This is a genomic window from Arthrobacter sp. PAMC25564, from assembly GCF_004798705.1.
Classification (GTDB): Bacteria; Actinomycetota; Actinomycetes; order Actinomycetales; family Micrococcaceae; genus Arthrobacter.
In genome coordinates this window covers 733,172-748,903 of record NZ_CP039290.1, presented here as the reverse complement: position 1 = coordinate 748,903, position 15,732 = coordinate 733,172, and the positions used below count along the sequence as shown (strand labels likewise).

The window sequence follows — 15,732 nt, the reverse complement described above, 5'->3', positions numbered from 1 at the left end:
CGTGGCGCAGCACAGACTTCAATATCTTAGTGCATTCCGGTGGGTTTCGGCGATTCCTTCCCTGCCCACGGTAGGCGCGGCAGCCGTGCGGACGGAAGCATTGCAGTCACCATGTGGATAACGCCGGGGTTCTCGTCTGTGCCCGGGCAGCGGGCCGGCGCTGTGCAATGGTCGCTGTGCAATGATCAGGGAATGAACACCGGATCACCGTCCCGAGGCGCCGTCCGCGCCCGGCGAAGCCGCCTCCGGTTCGCTGTCATGCTGCTGGCGGGGCTGCTTGCAGCGATGGCTGCGGGCCTGACCGGGCACTGGGTGGAGGCTCCGGCGATTGGCTGGAGCAGTGCGGCGCTGACCTACATGCTTTGGGTGTGGCTCGTGGTCGGGCGGCTGGACCCTGCGGAGACCCGGTCACACGCCACTGCCGAGGACCCTTCCCGCAGCACCACCGATTTGTTGATCCTGGCCGCGAACGTCGCCAGCCTGGCGGCGGTGGCGGCGGTCGTCGTCGACTCCCACAGCAATACCGACGGCGCGTCCCGGCTCGGCGGCGGCCTGCTGGCTCTGACCTCGGTGGCCCTGTCCTGGATGCTGGTCCAGACGCTCTTCACGCTGCGCTACGCACAGCTTTACTACAGCACTGGCAGGAAAGCCGGGGCTGGGGTCGGCGGCATCGACTTCAACCAGACCCAGCCGCCGCAGTACACGGACTTCGCCTACCTGGCAACGAGCCTGGGCATGACGTACCAGGTCTCGGACACAGCCCTGCAGAACCATGGCATCCGTGCCGAGGCGCTGAAGCACAGCCTGCTGTCCTATCTCTTTGGCACGATCATCCTCGCCGCCACCCTCAACCTCGTGATCGGGCTGGCCGCCTAGCGGCCCACGGGACGGGCCGTCGCCCACGGGACGGGCCGTTGCCGGAAACGGCGCCGTCGATTCCTTGTCGAGGCCTTTCCAAGTATTTATGGCCTTCGCTACTCGTCTTCCGCGACAGCCCTACTCGATTCTTCCCGGGCCGTAGTAGTCCGGGGGAGCCAAAGCTATATTTGCAGCAGTAAAGCCATTTGGTCAGGGCTTGCGCTTCAACCCCGGAGCGTGATCCCGGACCTTTATTTTGGAAAAGCATTTGTCTGTTGCAGGCAAATACGTCAGTCAGGCTGCATTACTTCTTATGCGGAAATACAATGAAGCCAGGAGTGACGGTCTCTCGGGGATTAAATGGGGGGAACCATGGTCCTATTCGGCCGCGACAAGGAACTAGCCCGCATCGTTGCGTTAATCCGGAGTCCCCGGGAATCCGCAATGGTGGTCACCGGAAATCATGGAAGCGGGAAGTCCTCGCTCCTCGCGGAGATCCCGAAGCTCCATGATTTCCGCACCGTGCTCCTCCGCGCCAATCCTTCAGAATCGGATTGGCCCTTCTCCGGCCTGACGGCCCTGCTCAATGGCATCGACGACCCCGTGCTGGGCCCCATCACCGACCATGTGACCGACTCGGCTCGCCGCCTGCAGGATTCTTCGACCCTTGCAACAATGCTCCTGTCCGCGCTGCGACAACGGTCCGCGGCCAGGATAGTGGTGGTTATTGACGACGCCGACGAACTGGATTCCGCCAGCCAGACAGTTCTCGGATTCCTGGCCCGGCGTCTCGCAGGTACGGGCATCGTGCTCTTCGCCAGCATGCGCCGTGAGGCCCCGCAGAGCCCGTTTGCGCGGCTTACGTCCATTCATTTACAGGACCTCGGCCACAACGACACCGTGACAATGCTCCAATCCATTTCAGCAGGACAATCCAACAACGCCGTAATTCACGCTGTGGCTGCGGCTACGCAAGGAAATCCGCTCGCCTCGATTGAACTCTTCGATGCGCTGGTTCAACGGCAACGGCACGGAATGTACGCGCTGCCCATCCCCCTGCAGTGGAAGGGGAGCTTCGACGCTGATCTTGCCGCATCCATTTCGACAATTTCTCCCCGTGCACGACGCGCGCTGGACTTCCTGTCCCTTTCGTACCGCAGCCGGGTCGGTCTTTTGGAGCAAATGCCCGGCGATCTGTGGTCCGGAGTGGAGGAACTCCTCTCCGCCGGGATCGCCATCCGTGCAGGATCTTATGTGAATATTCAGAGCCAGATGCTGCGGTCCCATGTTTTCTCGGCTATGTCTCCCGGGCAAATAGCCGGCAGCCATCAGGCGTTGGCCGCGGCCGCGGAAACCGGGGATCCATTGGCGTGGCCCTGGCATCTGAGCTACACGCCGGCGGCACGACGGGACACATCATTCCGCCTGCTCCGCTTCGCCATTGAGCTGGTGAGGACCGGGCAGACTCAATCCGCCGTGGAGTACATCGAACGGGCGCTCACGATCAATCCGTGGGAAGAAGAGACAGCCGCGCGGCTGGGTACCATCGCCGAGGTGCTGTTCAGCAGGGGTGAGTTCGTCCACGCGAAGCGTTACCTGGACTGGGCACAGCGAACCACCCGAAACCGGGCTCTGACATTGCGCCTCACGGGCCTCGATTTCCAGATCGAACTCATGAAGGGCCATGCCGTGAGGCCGAGCATGATGCTGCGGCTGATCAAGGAATTCGGGCATCATGATCCGGCCTTCTCGGCCTGCCTCCTGTCCACCGGTGCGCTTTACCTGGCGGACCGCTGGCAGGTCGAGGACGCCGAGCGACTGCTTGAGCATGCAGAACAATTCCTGGGCTCGGCCTCCGGCGAATCCCTGGCGGTGAACCAGCGCGCCAGGCTCCTGACCGACGCGGTGAAAGGAAGCATTGAACGGATCCCGCGGTCAGCCGATGGGAGTGGCAACAGTTCAGTGGCGTCGCTGCTCCTGAAGGGCCGCGCCCTCAGCTACGCCGAGAACTATGAGGGCGCACGTGACCTCTTTGCCCTCGTCCGGAATCTGAACGCGGCCAGCGATGCCAACTGGAGCGAAACCGCCCGCTACTTCGCAGCCGACAACGAAATCCGTGCCGGGAATTTCCGCTCTGCGATCGCGCTGATTGACGAAATCGCCGGTTCGCCAACGAGCCAGCACTATCACCGTGGCCTGCGGAACAACCTGCTCCTCTGGCGCGCCCATGCGGCGGGGGACGAGGTGGAGGCGCAGTCGCGCCTCGCCGAGGCCCAACGGTTCGCCAGTGCTGACACCCCGGCGCAAGCCACAGCGCAACTTGTTGCCTGCCAGGGCCAGTTTGCGCTGATGCGCGGCGATCTTGCGGAGGCCGCGGCCATGCTCGCCCGGGCTTCGGAGATAGGCCTGGACTTCCCCAATCCCGCACTTCTGCGCTGTGAGTCCGATCTGGTCGAAGTACTGGTCAGGCTTGGCCGGCGCCGCGAAGCCACCCGGGCGCTGGCACGGCTGGAATACCGGTCAACCGGCCTGAAATCCCGGTGGCTGCGCATGGCCGTATCCCGGTCAAGGGCCCTGGTGGCGGAGGGTGACCAGTCCTTGGGGCTCTTCGCCCAGGCATTGGAGGCGTGGCAGAAAGGCGATTCTGTATTCGACCGGGCCCGGACGCTGCTCTGCTATGCCGAGCGCCTGAAGACCTCCGGCAGGCCCAAGGATGCGAAGGACTCACTCCTGAGGGCAAAAGCGCTTTTCGAGGAAGTCGGCGCTGCCGCATGGACGCAGCAAGTGGACACGTTGCTCCTCGGCGGCCGCGTCGCAGTGGTGCCGGAGATTCAAAACCCGGCCCTGCTGCTGCTCTCGGACCACGAACGCGAACTGGTGCAGCTGGTCTCCCGGGGCCGGCGCAACAAGGAAATCGCCGCATCGCTGTTCGTATCTGTTCGAACGGTAGAGGTGCGCCTGACGGGGATCTACCGGAAGTTGGGAGTCCAATCACGGTCCCAGCTCACCTCCCTGATATCTGCCAGGGAACCGTTGCCGGCGCCGGAGCCGGCCCGCGAGACGTCCCCGGTGGCCGTCTGACGGATTGTCTGCGGCTGAGGCCCCGGATCCGGATCCCGCGGATCCCGCAGATCCCGCATACTTCCCGCGCTTGAACCACATCGGCTCCCCGTTTCCGGTTTTCCCCCGCCCGTCGGGGCTAGCTTTTCCCTAGGCCCACCGAGCGAACTGCTGAACCGGGTCCATGTCGCCGGTATCCGCCGGCAGGTTCCGCAAAGAATCGGCGCCGCGCCGCGAAGGTTCGGCGAGAGAGAAGGTGGGGGATGGCGGTTTGGCCAGTTGCACGTCGGGACAGGCAATCCAGCGGGAACCGACCGGCGTCCGGTGCGGAGCGTCGCGTCGCACGGGCCGCGGCCGCCCGTCACAGATTCAATCCGGCCATTACCGGCCGGATTGCCGGGTCTGTTGCTGCACAACCGACCCGCGAACAGGAGCTGGCAGCATCCGGAGCTGACGGAACCCGAGTCCGGATGCTGCCAGCCAACCTCACCCCCGTGTCTACCGGGAGGGCTCCGCAGCCCTGCGCCGGTTTCCCGAAAATCGGGCTGGTGACCAGATGAGCGAGCTTTTGCTGATCGCCGCCACCGGCCTGGCCCGTGAGGTCCTGGCCACCGTTCGCAGCAGCGGACGCTACGACGTCGTCGGATTCCTTGATGACGCCGAGATGATCGGGAGCGATGTGGACGGAGCGCCCGTCCTTGGACCCATCGATGACTCTGTCCACTACACGCACGCCTTCTTTCTGGTCTGCCTGGATGCCGGCCGTCCCCGAGAGGCCCTGGTTGAACGTCTGAGTGCTCTCGGCATTGGCAGCAACCGCTATGCCACAGTGATCGACCCGTCGGTCCGGATGCCTGAGGGTTGCCGTATCGGCCGGGGCAGCATCCTGCTGCAGAACGTGACACTGACGGCCTCTGTCACCTTAGGTTCGCACGTGGTGGCCATGCCCGGGGTCACGTTTACGCACGACGACGCCGTGGCGGACTTCGCGACGTTTGCCGCCGGGACCACTCTTGGCGGCGGGGTCCGGATAGGCCGCGCCGCCCACCTTGGCATGAATTCCAGTGTGCGGGAACGGACGTTGATTGGCTCGTACGCTACGGTCGGCATGGGTGCCGCGGTCCTGAGTGACGTCCCCGACGGCGAAACGTGGGTGGGCGTCCCGGCACATCAGCTCAACCACGGTGGCGTCAACGGAGCGGCGGCTCAGCTGTGAACCGCGCGGCAATCCGGATTGGGTTCGGAAATCATCAGAAACCGACGGCACTGTTGCGTCGCCCGGTGGTTTCGGTCGTCATCCCGTGTTACAACTACGCCCGGTACCTCACAGAGGCTGTGGCGTCCGTCGTGAGCCAGGAGGGCGTCGATCTGGACGTCATCATTGTCGATGACGCCTCAACCGATGCCAGTCCGCGGGTTGCGAGGGAGCTTGCCGCCGGGGACGAGCGAATCAGCGTGGTTTTGCATAGTCAAAACCTGGGGCACATTGCGAGCTACAACGACGGCCTGTCGCGGGTCCGAGGCGAGTATGTTGTCCTGCTGTCAGCGGATGACTTGCTGGCACCCGGATCTCTGGCTCGATCCACAGCCCTGTTGGAAGCCCACCCCGAAGTCGGGCTGGCCTACGGCTATGCCCAGGAATTTCACGACAAGGTACCGCCGACCGGGGAGATGAGGAAGTCGTGGTCGCTCTGGACCGGCGAAGAATGGACCCGGATAATGTGCCGGCGAGGGTCCAATATCATCGTGAATCCAGAGGCGGTACTGCGCCGTTCCGTCATGGATCGGCTCGGCGGCTACAGGCCGGACATGCCGCATTCGGCGGATATGGAGCTTTGGCTGCGCGCCGCGGAGATTGGTTCAGTCGGACGAGTCAACGGAATCGTTCAAGCCTTCTACCGGGTCCATGGACTGAACATGCACCTGACGGATTTCGGTGGGGGACTCGCGGACATCCAGGCGCGGCGCCATGTCTTCGAAGATCTAGCGGGTATGCCGGGATCGGCCCTGAACCGTCACCCCGGACTGTTGCGCATGGCACGGCACGCACTGGCAGTTGAAGCAGTCCGCGCCGCCAACCAGGCCCTCGACAAAGGCGGGATGAACGCGGCTGCCGCAGAGGAGCTGGCCAAGTTCGCGGTGGAAACTGATGCCGGCATTACGGGCTCTGCGCCGTGGAGGGCATACCGCATTCGCGGGAAGGGCCGGATGCCCGCCTATCGGCGTCGGCTGTCCGGCAGGGTGGATAACTGGCGCTGGTCGTTGCGGTGGCGCCGCTGGAGGCGATTTGGCGTATGACGGCAACCGCATACCCCGGACTCCGGCAACGCATCGGACACGGACTCGCCTGGAGCAGCGTCAACAGCCTCGTTCTCCGCCTGAGCAGTTTCGCTGTGGGCATCGTCCTTGCGTGGCTCCTGGCGCCTGCCCAATTCGGGGTTTTCGCCGTGGCTCTGAGCGTTCAGGCGGTGTTGATATCGCTGGCCGATCTCGGAATGAGCGCAGACCTCGTCCGCTCAGAGGATCCTGTCCGTAAAGCGCCCACCGTCGCCAGCCTTGCCGCCGTCTCGGGAACCGTACTGACGGTGACGATGGCGGCGTCGGCCCAAGGACTGGCGGATCTTCTGGGTAGCCACGAGGCCGGCCCCGTCATTGCAGTCATGTCCCTCTCCCTGCTGCTCGCCAGCCTCGGTGTGGTGCCGTACGCGGCCCTGCAGCGGCTATTCGCGCAGAAGAAGATTTTTGGCATCTCGTGCGTAGAATTCGTTGTTGGGACATCGCTGACTATCGCACTCGTGCTTGCCGGGTGGGGGGTCATGGGCCTGGCCGTTGCCCGGATCTCCTCCCAGGCAGTTTCGCTGGTCCTTCAATTTGTCCTATCCGGGGAACGCCCCCGATTCGGTTTTGACCGGCACGTGGCCCCTGGAGTCCTGGACTACGGTCTGCCCGTAGCGGGTGCAAATATGTTGTCCTGGGCGCTGTTGAACGTTGACACCGTCGCCATCTCACGTCTTGCCGGGCCCGTGGCGCTCGGATTCTATTTCCTGGCATTCAATATCTCGAACTGGCCGATGAGCGCACTCGGCCAGGTGGTTCGTTCCGTTTCTATTCCAGCATTTGCCAGACTGGCACGGGGACGGTCGGATCAGAGCTTCGCGGCCATGCTTGGACCGGTGTGGGCCGTCTCCTTGCTAGCCGGTCTTATGTTGGCGGTTTTGGCCGGACCTGTGGTGCAACTCGTCTACGGGCCCAAATGGCTGCCCGCGTCATTGATCCTGGGCTGGCTTGGAATCTTCGGGGCACTCCGAACCCTATTTGACCTTTCAGCTTCGTATCTCCTCGCGCGGGGAGCAGCCCGGGTCACGCTGTTCGTTCAAGTTGCCTGGATCGCCGGCCTCATACCCGCCGTCCTGCTCGGCATCAGCCTGGATGGAACGGCCGGAGTGGCCGCAGCCCACCTGGCAACAGCCCTTCTTGTAGTTTGTCCGGCCTACGCCGTGTCCCTGAAGCGCAGCGGGGCAGACCTGCGGGCCGTGGCCTCCAAGCTCTGGCCACCCCTGGCCGCGGCCATACCGGCGGCTGCCGCCGCGATGGTCACGATATCCCTGCTCCCGACGCCGCTGACCCAACTCCTTGCCGGGGGCGCCGCCGGCACAGGTGTCTACATTCTGTTGCTGGCCCGGTGGTTCAGCAGACAAGTGCGTGCCGCTGCCCGTTGGGCATCAGACACCGAAACACCGGACCGCGGCAAAGAAGTATCGGAAACTCCAGCATCGACGAGCTGAAAGGAACATCATGACTACTCATCGCGTGCCACTGGTCGATTTGGCCCAACAACAGCGGCAGATCAACGACACAATTCGTGAGGGCTTCAACCGGGTCATCGCGGAAAGCAGCTTCGTCCTCGGACCCCAAGTCGGGGAGTTCGAAGAGGCCTGGGCAAGGTACTGCGGCGCCCAGTTCGCCGTCGGCGTGGGAAACGGGACCGACGCCATCGAGCTCGCCCTTCGGGCAACCGGCGTCAAGCCCGGAGATGAAGTGATTGTGCCGGCCAATACGTTCGTTGCCACGGCAGGCGCCGTCATGCGCGCGGGCGCCAAACTTGTCCTCGCGGACTGCGACACCGATTTCCTGGTGGAGCCCGGGAGCGTCGCGGAAAAGCTGACATCGCGGACCAAGGCTGTTATAGGCGTCCACTTGTTCGGCCAGGCGGCTCCCATGGAACTGCTTCGCCGTGCGACGAACGCGGACGTGGCCCTCGTTGAGGACATGGCCCAGGCCCAGGGCGCACAACGCTTCGGTGCCCGCGCAGGGTCGTTGGGCGACGTCGCCGCCACCAGCTTCTACCCGGGGAAGAATCTCGGAGCGTACGGGGATGCCGGGGCCGTCATGACGAGCTCGGCGGCAATTGCCGATCAACTCCGCAAGCTTCGCAACCACGGCGGAACAACCCGCTATGAGCACGGTGACATCGGCTTCAACTCGCGGATGGATTCCCTTCAGGCGGTGGTCCTGTCCGCCAAGCTCGCGCTCCTGGATCAATGGAACCAGCAGCGGGCGGAGGCTGCGGAGCTGTACGCCACGCTGCTGGAAGGTCTTGACGACGTCGTGCTGCCGGCCACCACGCCAGGCAACGAACACGTCTTCCACCTGTACGTCGTCCGTGTTCCCGGGCGCGACCGCGACCGTATTGTCGCCCGGCTGAACGAAAGCGGCGTTGGAGCCGGGGTCCACTATCCCCTGCCCGTCCATCTGCTGCCGGCCTATGAGTTCCTGGGCCACCGTCGGGGATCCTTTCCCGAGGCCGAGAAACACTCCCAGCAAATACTGTCCCTTCCCCTCTATCCGGGAATCACGGCGTCCCAGCAGGAATTCGTCGCCGAGCAACTGCGTACGTCGTTGGAGAAGTGAGAAAAATGGAGAATACGGTGCAAAGCGTTGATCGACGGATCCGGGTCAAGCCCCGGGCCGTACCGGAGCCGCCGGCAACTGTGACGGTCGTGGTTCCTTGTTACAACTACGCGAACTTCCTTCCCCAGGCCGTCCACAGCTGCCTTGCCCAGGAAGAGGTTGAGGTCGACGTGATCATCGTCGACGATGCCTCCACGGACTCCAGCCTGTCAGTCGCCAAAGGCCTAGCCGCAACGAACCCGAATGTCTCTGTGCTGTCGCACGAGCGAAACAAGGGGATGGTGGCGACATTCAATGACGGAGCAAAAATAGCCACGGGAGAGTTCCTGGTGCGGCTCGACGCGGACGATCTGCTCACTCCCGGGTCCCTTGCCCGTGCAACGCAGCTGGCCGGGGCGTACCCGTCCGTCGGACTCGTCTACGGTCACCCGATTCACTTTTCCACCGAGAGCCTGCCGGAGGCCCGGAGCCAGGCGTCGGCGTGGACCATCTGGCCCGGGCAGGACTGGCTGAGGGACCGGTGCCGCTCCGCGCAGAACGTCATCACGTCACCGGAGGCGCTCATGCGCCGTTCCGTTGTTGAACGCATCGGGTATCAGGCGCCGCTCCGCCATACACCGGATATGGAGTTGTGGTTTCGTATTTCCGCATTTGCGGACGTCGCCTACATCCACGGGGCTGACCAAGCCTGGCATCGGGACCATCCAAACAGCATGTCTGCCAAGGAAGTGGACGGCTGCCTGGATCTTGGCGAGCGGTATGAAGTCTTCGAAACCCTCTTCGGGGGTTTAGCCGGGCAGATACCCGGGGCCGAGGAGCTCCTTCGCGATGCCCGGACGGCGCTGGTCAACGAGGCGCTTTACACGGCGGGATTGGAACTCGACCGAGGCCTGCCCGATCCGGCCCTGTTCGCGGCGTACCGTGCGTTCGCGAAAGATGTGGATCCCGAAATCGAGGGATCGGCCCTGTGGGAAACTCTGTCCCGAAGGATCAACAACCCCGCTCCCGCTGCGGGCGCCAACGTGCTGCCTTTGCTGCGCCGCGTCAGGGGCCGCATCCGCACAAACAGGAATTGGCGCAAATGGCACAGAAACGGAGTGTTCTAAGGTGCAGAAGCAGTGGACCTCGATTCAACGCTTGAGTGCCAGGTTGCGGACCAACGGCGCGAGGGACGTCGCCCAGCGACTTGCCAAACGCACGGCCAGGAAGATCTCGACGACGTTCCGGACCGCAGAGCTGGATTTCCCGCTGCTGTATGCCGATATCGCCAACTCGACGGGCTTGCAACTGCCGACCCCTCAATCGCTCCCGTCTGAGGAGCCCCTCCGGATTGCCTGGATCTGCACTCCTCCCGGGCCTGGGAGCGGAGGCCATACGACGCTCTTCCGCATGGTCCAGGAACTGGAACGGCGCGGCCACGCCTGCACCCTGTTGCTCTACAACCGCCATGGATCCGAACTCCCTTACCACGCCGCTGTGATACGCCAGCACTGGCCATGGCTCCGCGCAGACATTCGCTACGTACCTGCCGAAATCGAGGGATATGACGCGACCGTGGCCAGCTCCTGGGAGACAGCCCACGTACTGGCCACGAGGGGGACCGCCGCGCAGCACAGGTTCTACTTCGTGCAAGACTTCGAGCCCTACTTCTACCCGCGCGGAAGTCTGTACGCGTTGGCCGAGGACACCTACAGGTTCGGCTTTCGGCACATCGCCGTCGGACACATGGTCCAGCACCTGATCAACGACGAAACCGGGGCGGCTTCCGTCGTCGCCCCCTTTGGCTGCGACACCGGCGTGTATCGCCTTGATAATACCGGACCACGCACTGGAGTCGTGTTCTTTTCGCGCCCTGACGTGGACCGGCGGGGTTTCCTGCTGGCCAAGTTGGCGCTGGAGGAATTTCACGCCAGGCATCCCGAGCAGTTGATCACGAGCTATGGGGACCGCCCGGAGAACTGGGATGTCCCCCATGTCCATGCAGGGAAGCTCTCGCCGTCTGATCTCAACAGGCTTTACAACCAGTCCGCTGCCGGACTCGCGCTCTCCTTCACCAACGTTTCCCTCGTCCCCGAGGAAATGCTCGCGGCCGGCACGACGCCGGTAGTCAACGACTCGCCCCTGGCCCGGATGGGCCTGAGCAATTCTCACGTGAACTGGGCCAACCCGACACCAGCCGGGCTCGCTGCCGCCCTGTGTAGCGCGGTGGAAGAGCCTCCATCGGCAGAACGGCTGGCGATGATCGCGGCGAGTGTGCGCTCCGGGTGGGAACCAGCGCAGCACGTTGTCGCGGGCGAACTCGAGCGCGCCTGCTATGGCTGCGGGTCGGCGCATTCAAAACCAGTAGGAGCAAGTGAACATGTTGAACGGTGACCTCACTACAGCGCCCAAAATAGCCGGCGGCGAAGCGTCTCATTTCGTCCTTACGCGCTTCAACGTGCGCTCGTTCTACCATGCGTCCGAACCGACTGATGCGTGGCTCCGCGAGCGGTTGCGGCTGTTCCGCCAGTATTGTTTACCCGCGTTGGCCGACCAGTCGTCCGCACAGTTTCTATGGCTGGTCTTCGTTGATGATCAAAGCCCGCAGTGGTTCCGGCAGGAAATCGAAAAGGATGCACGGGGAAGATTCGAAACAGTTTTCGTCTCCGGAGCATTCACCTCGAAGACCGTTTCGAAAGCCGTGGCGGCTCGAACGGATGCCCCTTACATTCTGACAACCAGGGTGGACAACGACGACGCCGTCGCACGGGACTTCGTTCAAACGATCCAGAACTGCTTCCAACGACAGGACTTCGAGTTCATCAACCTCGTCAACGGCGCCCAGTATGCCGACGGGAGGGTCTACTTGCGCCCATACACCAAGAATCCTTTCCTGTCCCTCGTCGAGGCTGCAGGAACGGCCGCGCCGGAGACCGTATTCGTAGAACATCATTACCGCGTCGATGAACGCGGCCCGGTGCGAAATATTCGCACCGCACATCCCATGTGGCTCCAAGTCATCCATGGCGGGAATGTCCTGAATGAAATTGTCGGACTCCGGGTCCCAGGGCATCGTATTGCCCGATTCTTTAACTGCGGCCTCGACTTCAATGACAGTTTTGTCGACTTGTTCACAGAGGTCTCCAAAGGAACGGCCCGTATTCTTTGGCGCATTGCGCGAAAGCCGTCTCGAGTCACCGAGCTTTGGCGGGCGACGTTCGCCAAGGGAATCAGCCGGAACTGAGCCTTGCAACATTCGCGGCTAACGCGCCGATCGCACCAATGAAGCTGATATCCCCAACATCATGAACAGCAGCCCTGCGGACATTGGGAAGCCCAGACCGTCGAAGAATGCGAACGTCAGGGCAGCGGCCGCCACGGACGCGGAGACCGCCGCGCCTAACTGGCGGAGGCCTGCATCGGTGGATCGGCGGGTAGCAGTCCACGGAATGATGATTGACATCGCCACAAGAACCAGGAATGCGGCGAGACCCAGCACGCCGACCTCGATCAACAAGCCCAAGAATTGATTATCAAGAATCAAATACTGCGGCAGGAAAGTGCTGAATCCCCGACCCACGAACGGGCTCCGCTGAGCTATATCAAAAGCAGCGGCGTATGAATTCGTTCTCGACACCGTGCTCGAATCATCGGCTACGCCAAGGAACATTCCCTTCAGCGTTCCTGCCATGCCGGGGACAACCGAATACATGATGACACCCAAACCGACTGCCGCAACAACGGCATACAAACGGACTCGCGCCGGCCAGCGGGGTAAAAGAACCAGAACGCCAGCGAGAACGCCAAGAAGTGCCGAGCGCGAGACCGAAAGCAGGGAGGCGAACATGATCACCGACACCGGAAGCCATCGAAGCAACATGCCGCGTTTGGTTTCGGTCATGGCCAAAGAGATCGCAAGCGGCAGTGACATGCATAGCACCACCCCATATTCCAGCGGGTGGGCCGCCGTTCCTTGCGGCCTGATGAACCCTCCTCGGCCCTCGACTCCGGAAAGGGAGGAATCCACGGCAAACCCAGGCAAAGAGATCCATTCGATTAATGATTCTCCCGTCCAGAACTGGGCGAGTCCCAATGAGGCCATCAGGGCGCCCGCCATCACGACGCGCCGGAGCAAAGTTTGCAGGCGTTCTCGCGTTTCGATTCCGTCGGAGGCAATCAAAGCAATGCCGACCCATCCCGCCAGCCGCAGCATTCCGCTGTCGGCCGGACTCGATTCCGAACCCGGCAGGCCACGGAAGTTTGCATACGCATAGCTGGCCAGAACACACCCGACGAACACCAGCAAGGCCGTCCGGATAACTCCGGAACCTCCCTTATAAGGAACAACTACCCCCACCCTGTTCCAGATCCACCAGAGAAGGCCCACCAGGCCCCAGAGTGTGGAGGGCCGGCCTGCTGACCCCAGCACCGGAATAGTCAGGTATGACGGGAGCGCGCAGACAAGCACCAGGTAGACCGTCAGAAATGAGGCAGCGTCCCATCCGGAACGCCTCCCCTGGTCAATCTCAGGCTGTGGCCGCGGACTGCGGCGCAATTTCAGTGGCACGGTGCCTCGTCCTTTCCGAGCGGCGACGACGTGATCGTGCCCATCTGTCAGAGAGGGCCGCTGCGCAGACGGTGAGGCTCAGGCCCAATACCCAAGCCGCGGCAGTGGCTTTGGCTTCACTCGTTCGATTGCGGGTGTAGACGAAGACCTCCGGCCGTAGAGGCACGGTCTCCATACCGATCCTTGCACTCCGTGCGACCCCACTTTCATCTTGAATGGAAGTCGACGCCGAAGAAATGTCGGCAACGACTTCATCCAAGGCAGCAGCCACGCGTTCGGGGCTGGAATCGACCGCTTGGATCCGGATGACGGGCGCATTGAAGATGCTTCCCCACTGCCCACCGGCATCAGCCAACGTGACGGACACTCCTTCCCGGACACCGAGTCCGTACAACTCGGCCGTCGGCGAGGAAAGCTTCACGGAGGGCCGTATCGCGTTGGTCCTTACCGCCACCACGCTGGTGAAATTTATCAGGGGTTCCGCGAACGCATCGTCAGTTCTCGACGACGCCACCCCTCCTGGCACGACAAAAACAACATCCATCTGCGCCGCATAGGCGCGGGGCGTGAGCATGAGAACTGCACAGGCAAGCGCCGTGCACGCAACCCCCGCGATGACCACGTACCAGCGTCGCCCCAATAGACGGAGCAGTTTGGCCATGGTCATGGGAGCATGGCGCGAACGTCGGTCTTCTCGGTTGGTTCGGCCGAATCCTCATCCCCCGGATCCGGGGCGAGCGGCTGGGACAGGGATGACTTTGACACTCCAGACCGCAACTGCCGTCGACGCAGGGATGGGTCTGGAGTTCCGCCCGGGCGCCCAGGGGCCGGACGCTCCAGGTTTCTGCGCGCGATTCCTCTGGCAAGGAGCAGCCCGTCCAGCATTCTGGCCAACAGCACAGTGCCTATGACGCCAACTCCCGCGGCGACGATCATGAGCTGAAGCTGGGCCTTGTTCTCCCTGGTTGGCTCGGGAGCCACGACTATCGTCTTCAGGTTAATCCTCGAGAAGTCCGCGACGGAAAGTTCGTCCTGCATGGTCTTGAGTGTGGCCGGGACTGTGGCCAAGGCGGCTTTCAGGCCGCCCATCGTTGCGCCTGGATCAGGGCCCGAAACCTTCACAACAACTATTGCCCCGCTCGTGGATCGGTCCGCGTCGATGCTGTAGGTCATGCCCGGAAACTGATTCAGGACAGGATCTCGCACCTCGGCTGCATTCGCCCGTCGTGTCAGGACGTCAAGTGCCTGCGACATTCCGACGAGGTAGAGGTAAGGGTTACCGGTGTCCCCCACCGTCGCCGACGGAGGCATGAGTACGAGGCTGCCGCTGGCTTCATATGTCGCCGGAACCTTCACGTACACCACAGAACACATACCTGCGGTCAGAACGAGACCGGCCAGCACCACGTACCAGCGTCTTGCGAGGCTCCTAATAAGTTCCTTCAGCCGCATCCGCTTCCCCCCTTACAGGGCCTGCCTTTCTGGCAGACAGCACTTCCTTGACCCTGCTAAGACCGTCCTTGCCCAAGACCATTATCATGAGGCATTTAACTGTCGATCTGCCATGTTCGCCCAGATATCGAGCGGGAGCTACCACCAGGTTTTCCCAGCGCAGTTCTCTGTCAGAAGGATAGCCGGTATCGGGTGGAATAACCGGAAAATTTTTCACATTAAGCAGGGACGAAACCATTCTTCCGCGAACCCGATTGCTGACATTCCCTCCGTGAACTACCTGCAACCAGGCCGGGGATCCAGCAATCTCCCGGACAGGCATGCTTTTACCGAGGAGATTGTGCCAGTCCGCCCAGCAAGTGACCGGCTCCTCCCACGATTCGACCACTGAACAAAACGCATTTCGGCGGTCGATTCGTGAGTAAAGGTCTTTTCCGGCCAGTATCAAGCCGCGGGAAAAATAAATCGCCGTCCGGACGCTCGGGATACTGGCCTGCATTTGAAGTCTTTCGCCAAAATCCACGGCCAATCCATCATCATTGTCAAGATTTGTCGTTACCAATCGTTTCCGCGGTTTTCCCACAACCTTGATCAGATCCGCCACCAGCTCATCGTGGTCGACGCTCGCCCTGAAGATCGGCACAAAGCCGCCATCGCCGGCCAGCTGTGGGATCCTCTCCTTCAGCCATGTCGGACTCTCGGGATCGAAATAGACAATCCAGCGGAAGTCCCCCGAAGTCTGTGCCCGGACAGACGGCAGGCAGAATCGCTCGAAGAGGTCAACCCTGTTCCTGAGCCAGCCCTCCTGCGCGCGGACCTGGCTCTCCCTGCCCGCCGTCGGCAGGTTGAAACGGGTCAGCAGCACATGATCCACATTGGACCCCGAAGAATCAGACACATCCATG

Annotated in this window: 13 protein-coding genes; 9 read left to right on the top strand and 4 right to left on the bottom strand. The window is 62.5% G+C overall.

The annotated features are described in order from the left end of the window. The first annotated feature begins 192 nt into the window (after nt 1-192). The 9 genes from E5206_RS03375 (at nt 193) to E5206_RS03335 (ending at nt 12,052) form a co-directional block, all read left to right on the top strand. Complete coding sequence (locus E5206_RS03375) at nt 193-876, top strand: DUF1345 domain-containing protein (protein WP_136321259.1); 684 nt, start codon at nt 193-195, stop codon at nt 874-876. Between the two features lie 342 nt (nt 877-1,218). Next, nucleotides 1,219-3,939 (top strand): LuxR family transcriptional regulator, encoded by a 2,721-nt coding sequence (locus E5206_RS03370; protein WP_240689918.1) that lies wholly within the window; start codon nt 1,219-1,221, stop codon nt 3,937-3,939. A 535-nt stretch (nt 3,940-4,474) separates the two neighbouring features. Then, nucleotides 4,475-5,134 carry a NeuD/PglB/VioB family sugar acetyltransferase gene (locus E5206_RS03365; RefSeq protein ID WP_136321257.1) on the top strand — a complete coding sequence of 220 codons (660 nt, stop codon included), beginning with the start codon at nt 4,475-4,477 and terminating at the stop codon, nt 5,132-5,134. After that, complete coding sequence (locus tag E5206_RS03360; protein ID WP_136321256.1) at nt 5,068-6,216, top strand: glycosyltransferase; 1,149 nt, start codon at nt 5,068-5,070, stop codon at nt 6,214-6,216. The genes E5206_RS03365 and E5206_RS03360 overlap by 67 nt, the downstream gene beginning before the upstream one ends. Continuing rightward, complete coding sequence (locus E5206_RS03355; RefSeq protein ID WP_136321255.1) at nt 6,213-7,703, top strand: oligosaccharide flippase family protein; 1,491 nt, start codon at nt 6,213-6,215, stop codon at nt 7,701-7,703. The genes E5206_RS03360 and E5206_RS03355 overlap by 4 nt, the downstream gene beginning before the upstream one ends. 10 nt (nt 7,704-7,713) lie before the next feature. Next, the gene (locus E5206_RS03350; protein ID WP_136321254.1) at nt 7,714-8,829 is read left to right on the top strand and encodes a DegT/DnrJ/EryC1/StrS family aminotransferase; all 1,116 of its coding nucleotides are present in this window, start codon (nt 7,714-7,716) and stop codon (nt 8,827-8,829) included. 5 nt (nt 8,830-8,834) lie between these two features. Further along, a complete protein-coding gene (locus E5206_RS03345; RefSeq protein WP_136321253.1) occupies nt 8,835-9,935 on the top strand; it encodes a glycosyltransferase family 2 protein in 1,101 nt (366 codons plus the stop codon). 31 nt (nt 9,936-9,966) lie between these two features. Then, a complete protein-coding gene (locus E5206_RS03340; protein WP_136321252.1) occupies nt 9,967-11,202 on the top strand; it encodes a glycosyltransferase family 4 protein in 1,236 nt (411 codons plus the stop codon). Beyond that, nucleotides 11,189-12,052, top strand: a complete 864-nt coding sequence (locus E5206_RS03335; protein WP_136321251.1) for a glycosyltransferase — start codon at nt 11,189-11,191, stop codon at nt 12,050-12,052. The genes E5206_RS03340 and E5206_RS03335 overlap by 14 nt, the downstream gene beginning before the upstream one ends. An 18-nt stretch (nt 12,053-12,070) precedes the next feature. Here E5206_RS03335 and E5206_RS03330 read toward each other — a convergent pair whose 3' ends face one another. The 4 genes from E5206_RS03330 to E5206_RS03315 all read right to left on the bottom strand — a co-directional run bounded on the left by E5206_RS03330 (nt 12,071) and on the right by E5206_RS03315 (nt 15,731). Next, nucleotides 12,071-13,195: an O-antigen ligase family protein gene (locus E5206_RS03330; protein ID WP_168709257.1), complete on the bottom strand. Its 1,125-nt coding sequence runs from the start codon at nt 13,193-13,195 to the stop codon at nt 12,071-12,073. A 139-nt stretch (nt 13,196-13,334) separates the two neighbouring features. Further along, the gene (locus tag E5206_RS03325) at nt 13,335-14,042 is read right to left on the bottom strand and encodes a hypothetical protein (protein WP_136321249.1); all 708 of its coding nucleotides are present in this window, start codon (nt 14,040-14,042) and stop codon (nt 13,335-13,337) included. After that, entirely contained in the window at nt 14,039-14,827 is a 789-nt protein-coding gene (locus E5206_RS03320; RefSeq protein WP_136321248.1) for a hypothetical protein, read from the bottom strand. Before E5206_RS03320 ends, E5206_RS03325 begins: the two co-directional genes overlap by 4 nt. Further along, nucleotides 14,805-15,731 carry a glycosyltransferase gene (locus E5206_RS03315; RefSeq protein ID WP_168709256.1) on the bottom strand — a complete coding sequence of 309 codons (927 nt, stop codon included), beginning with the start codon at nt 15,729-15,731 and terminating at the stop codon, nt 14,805-14,807. The genes E5206_RS03320 and E5206_RS03315 overlap by 23 nt, the downstream gene beginning before the upstream one ends. Nucleotide 15,732 lies beyond the last annotated feature (1 nt).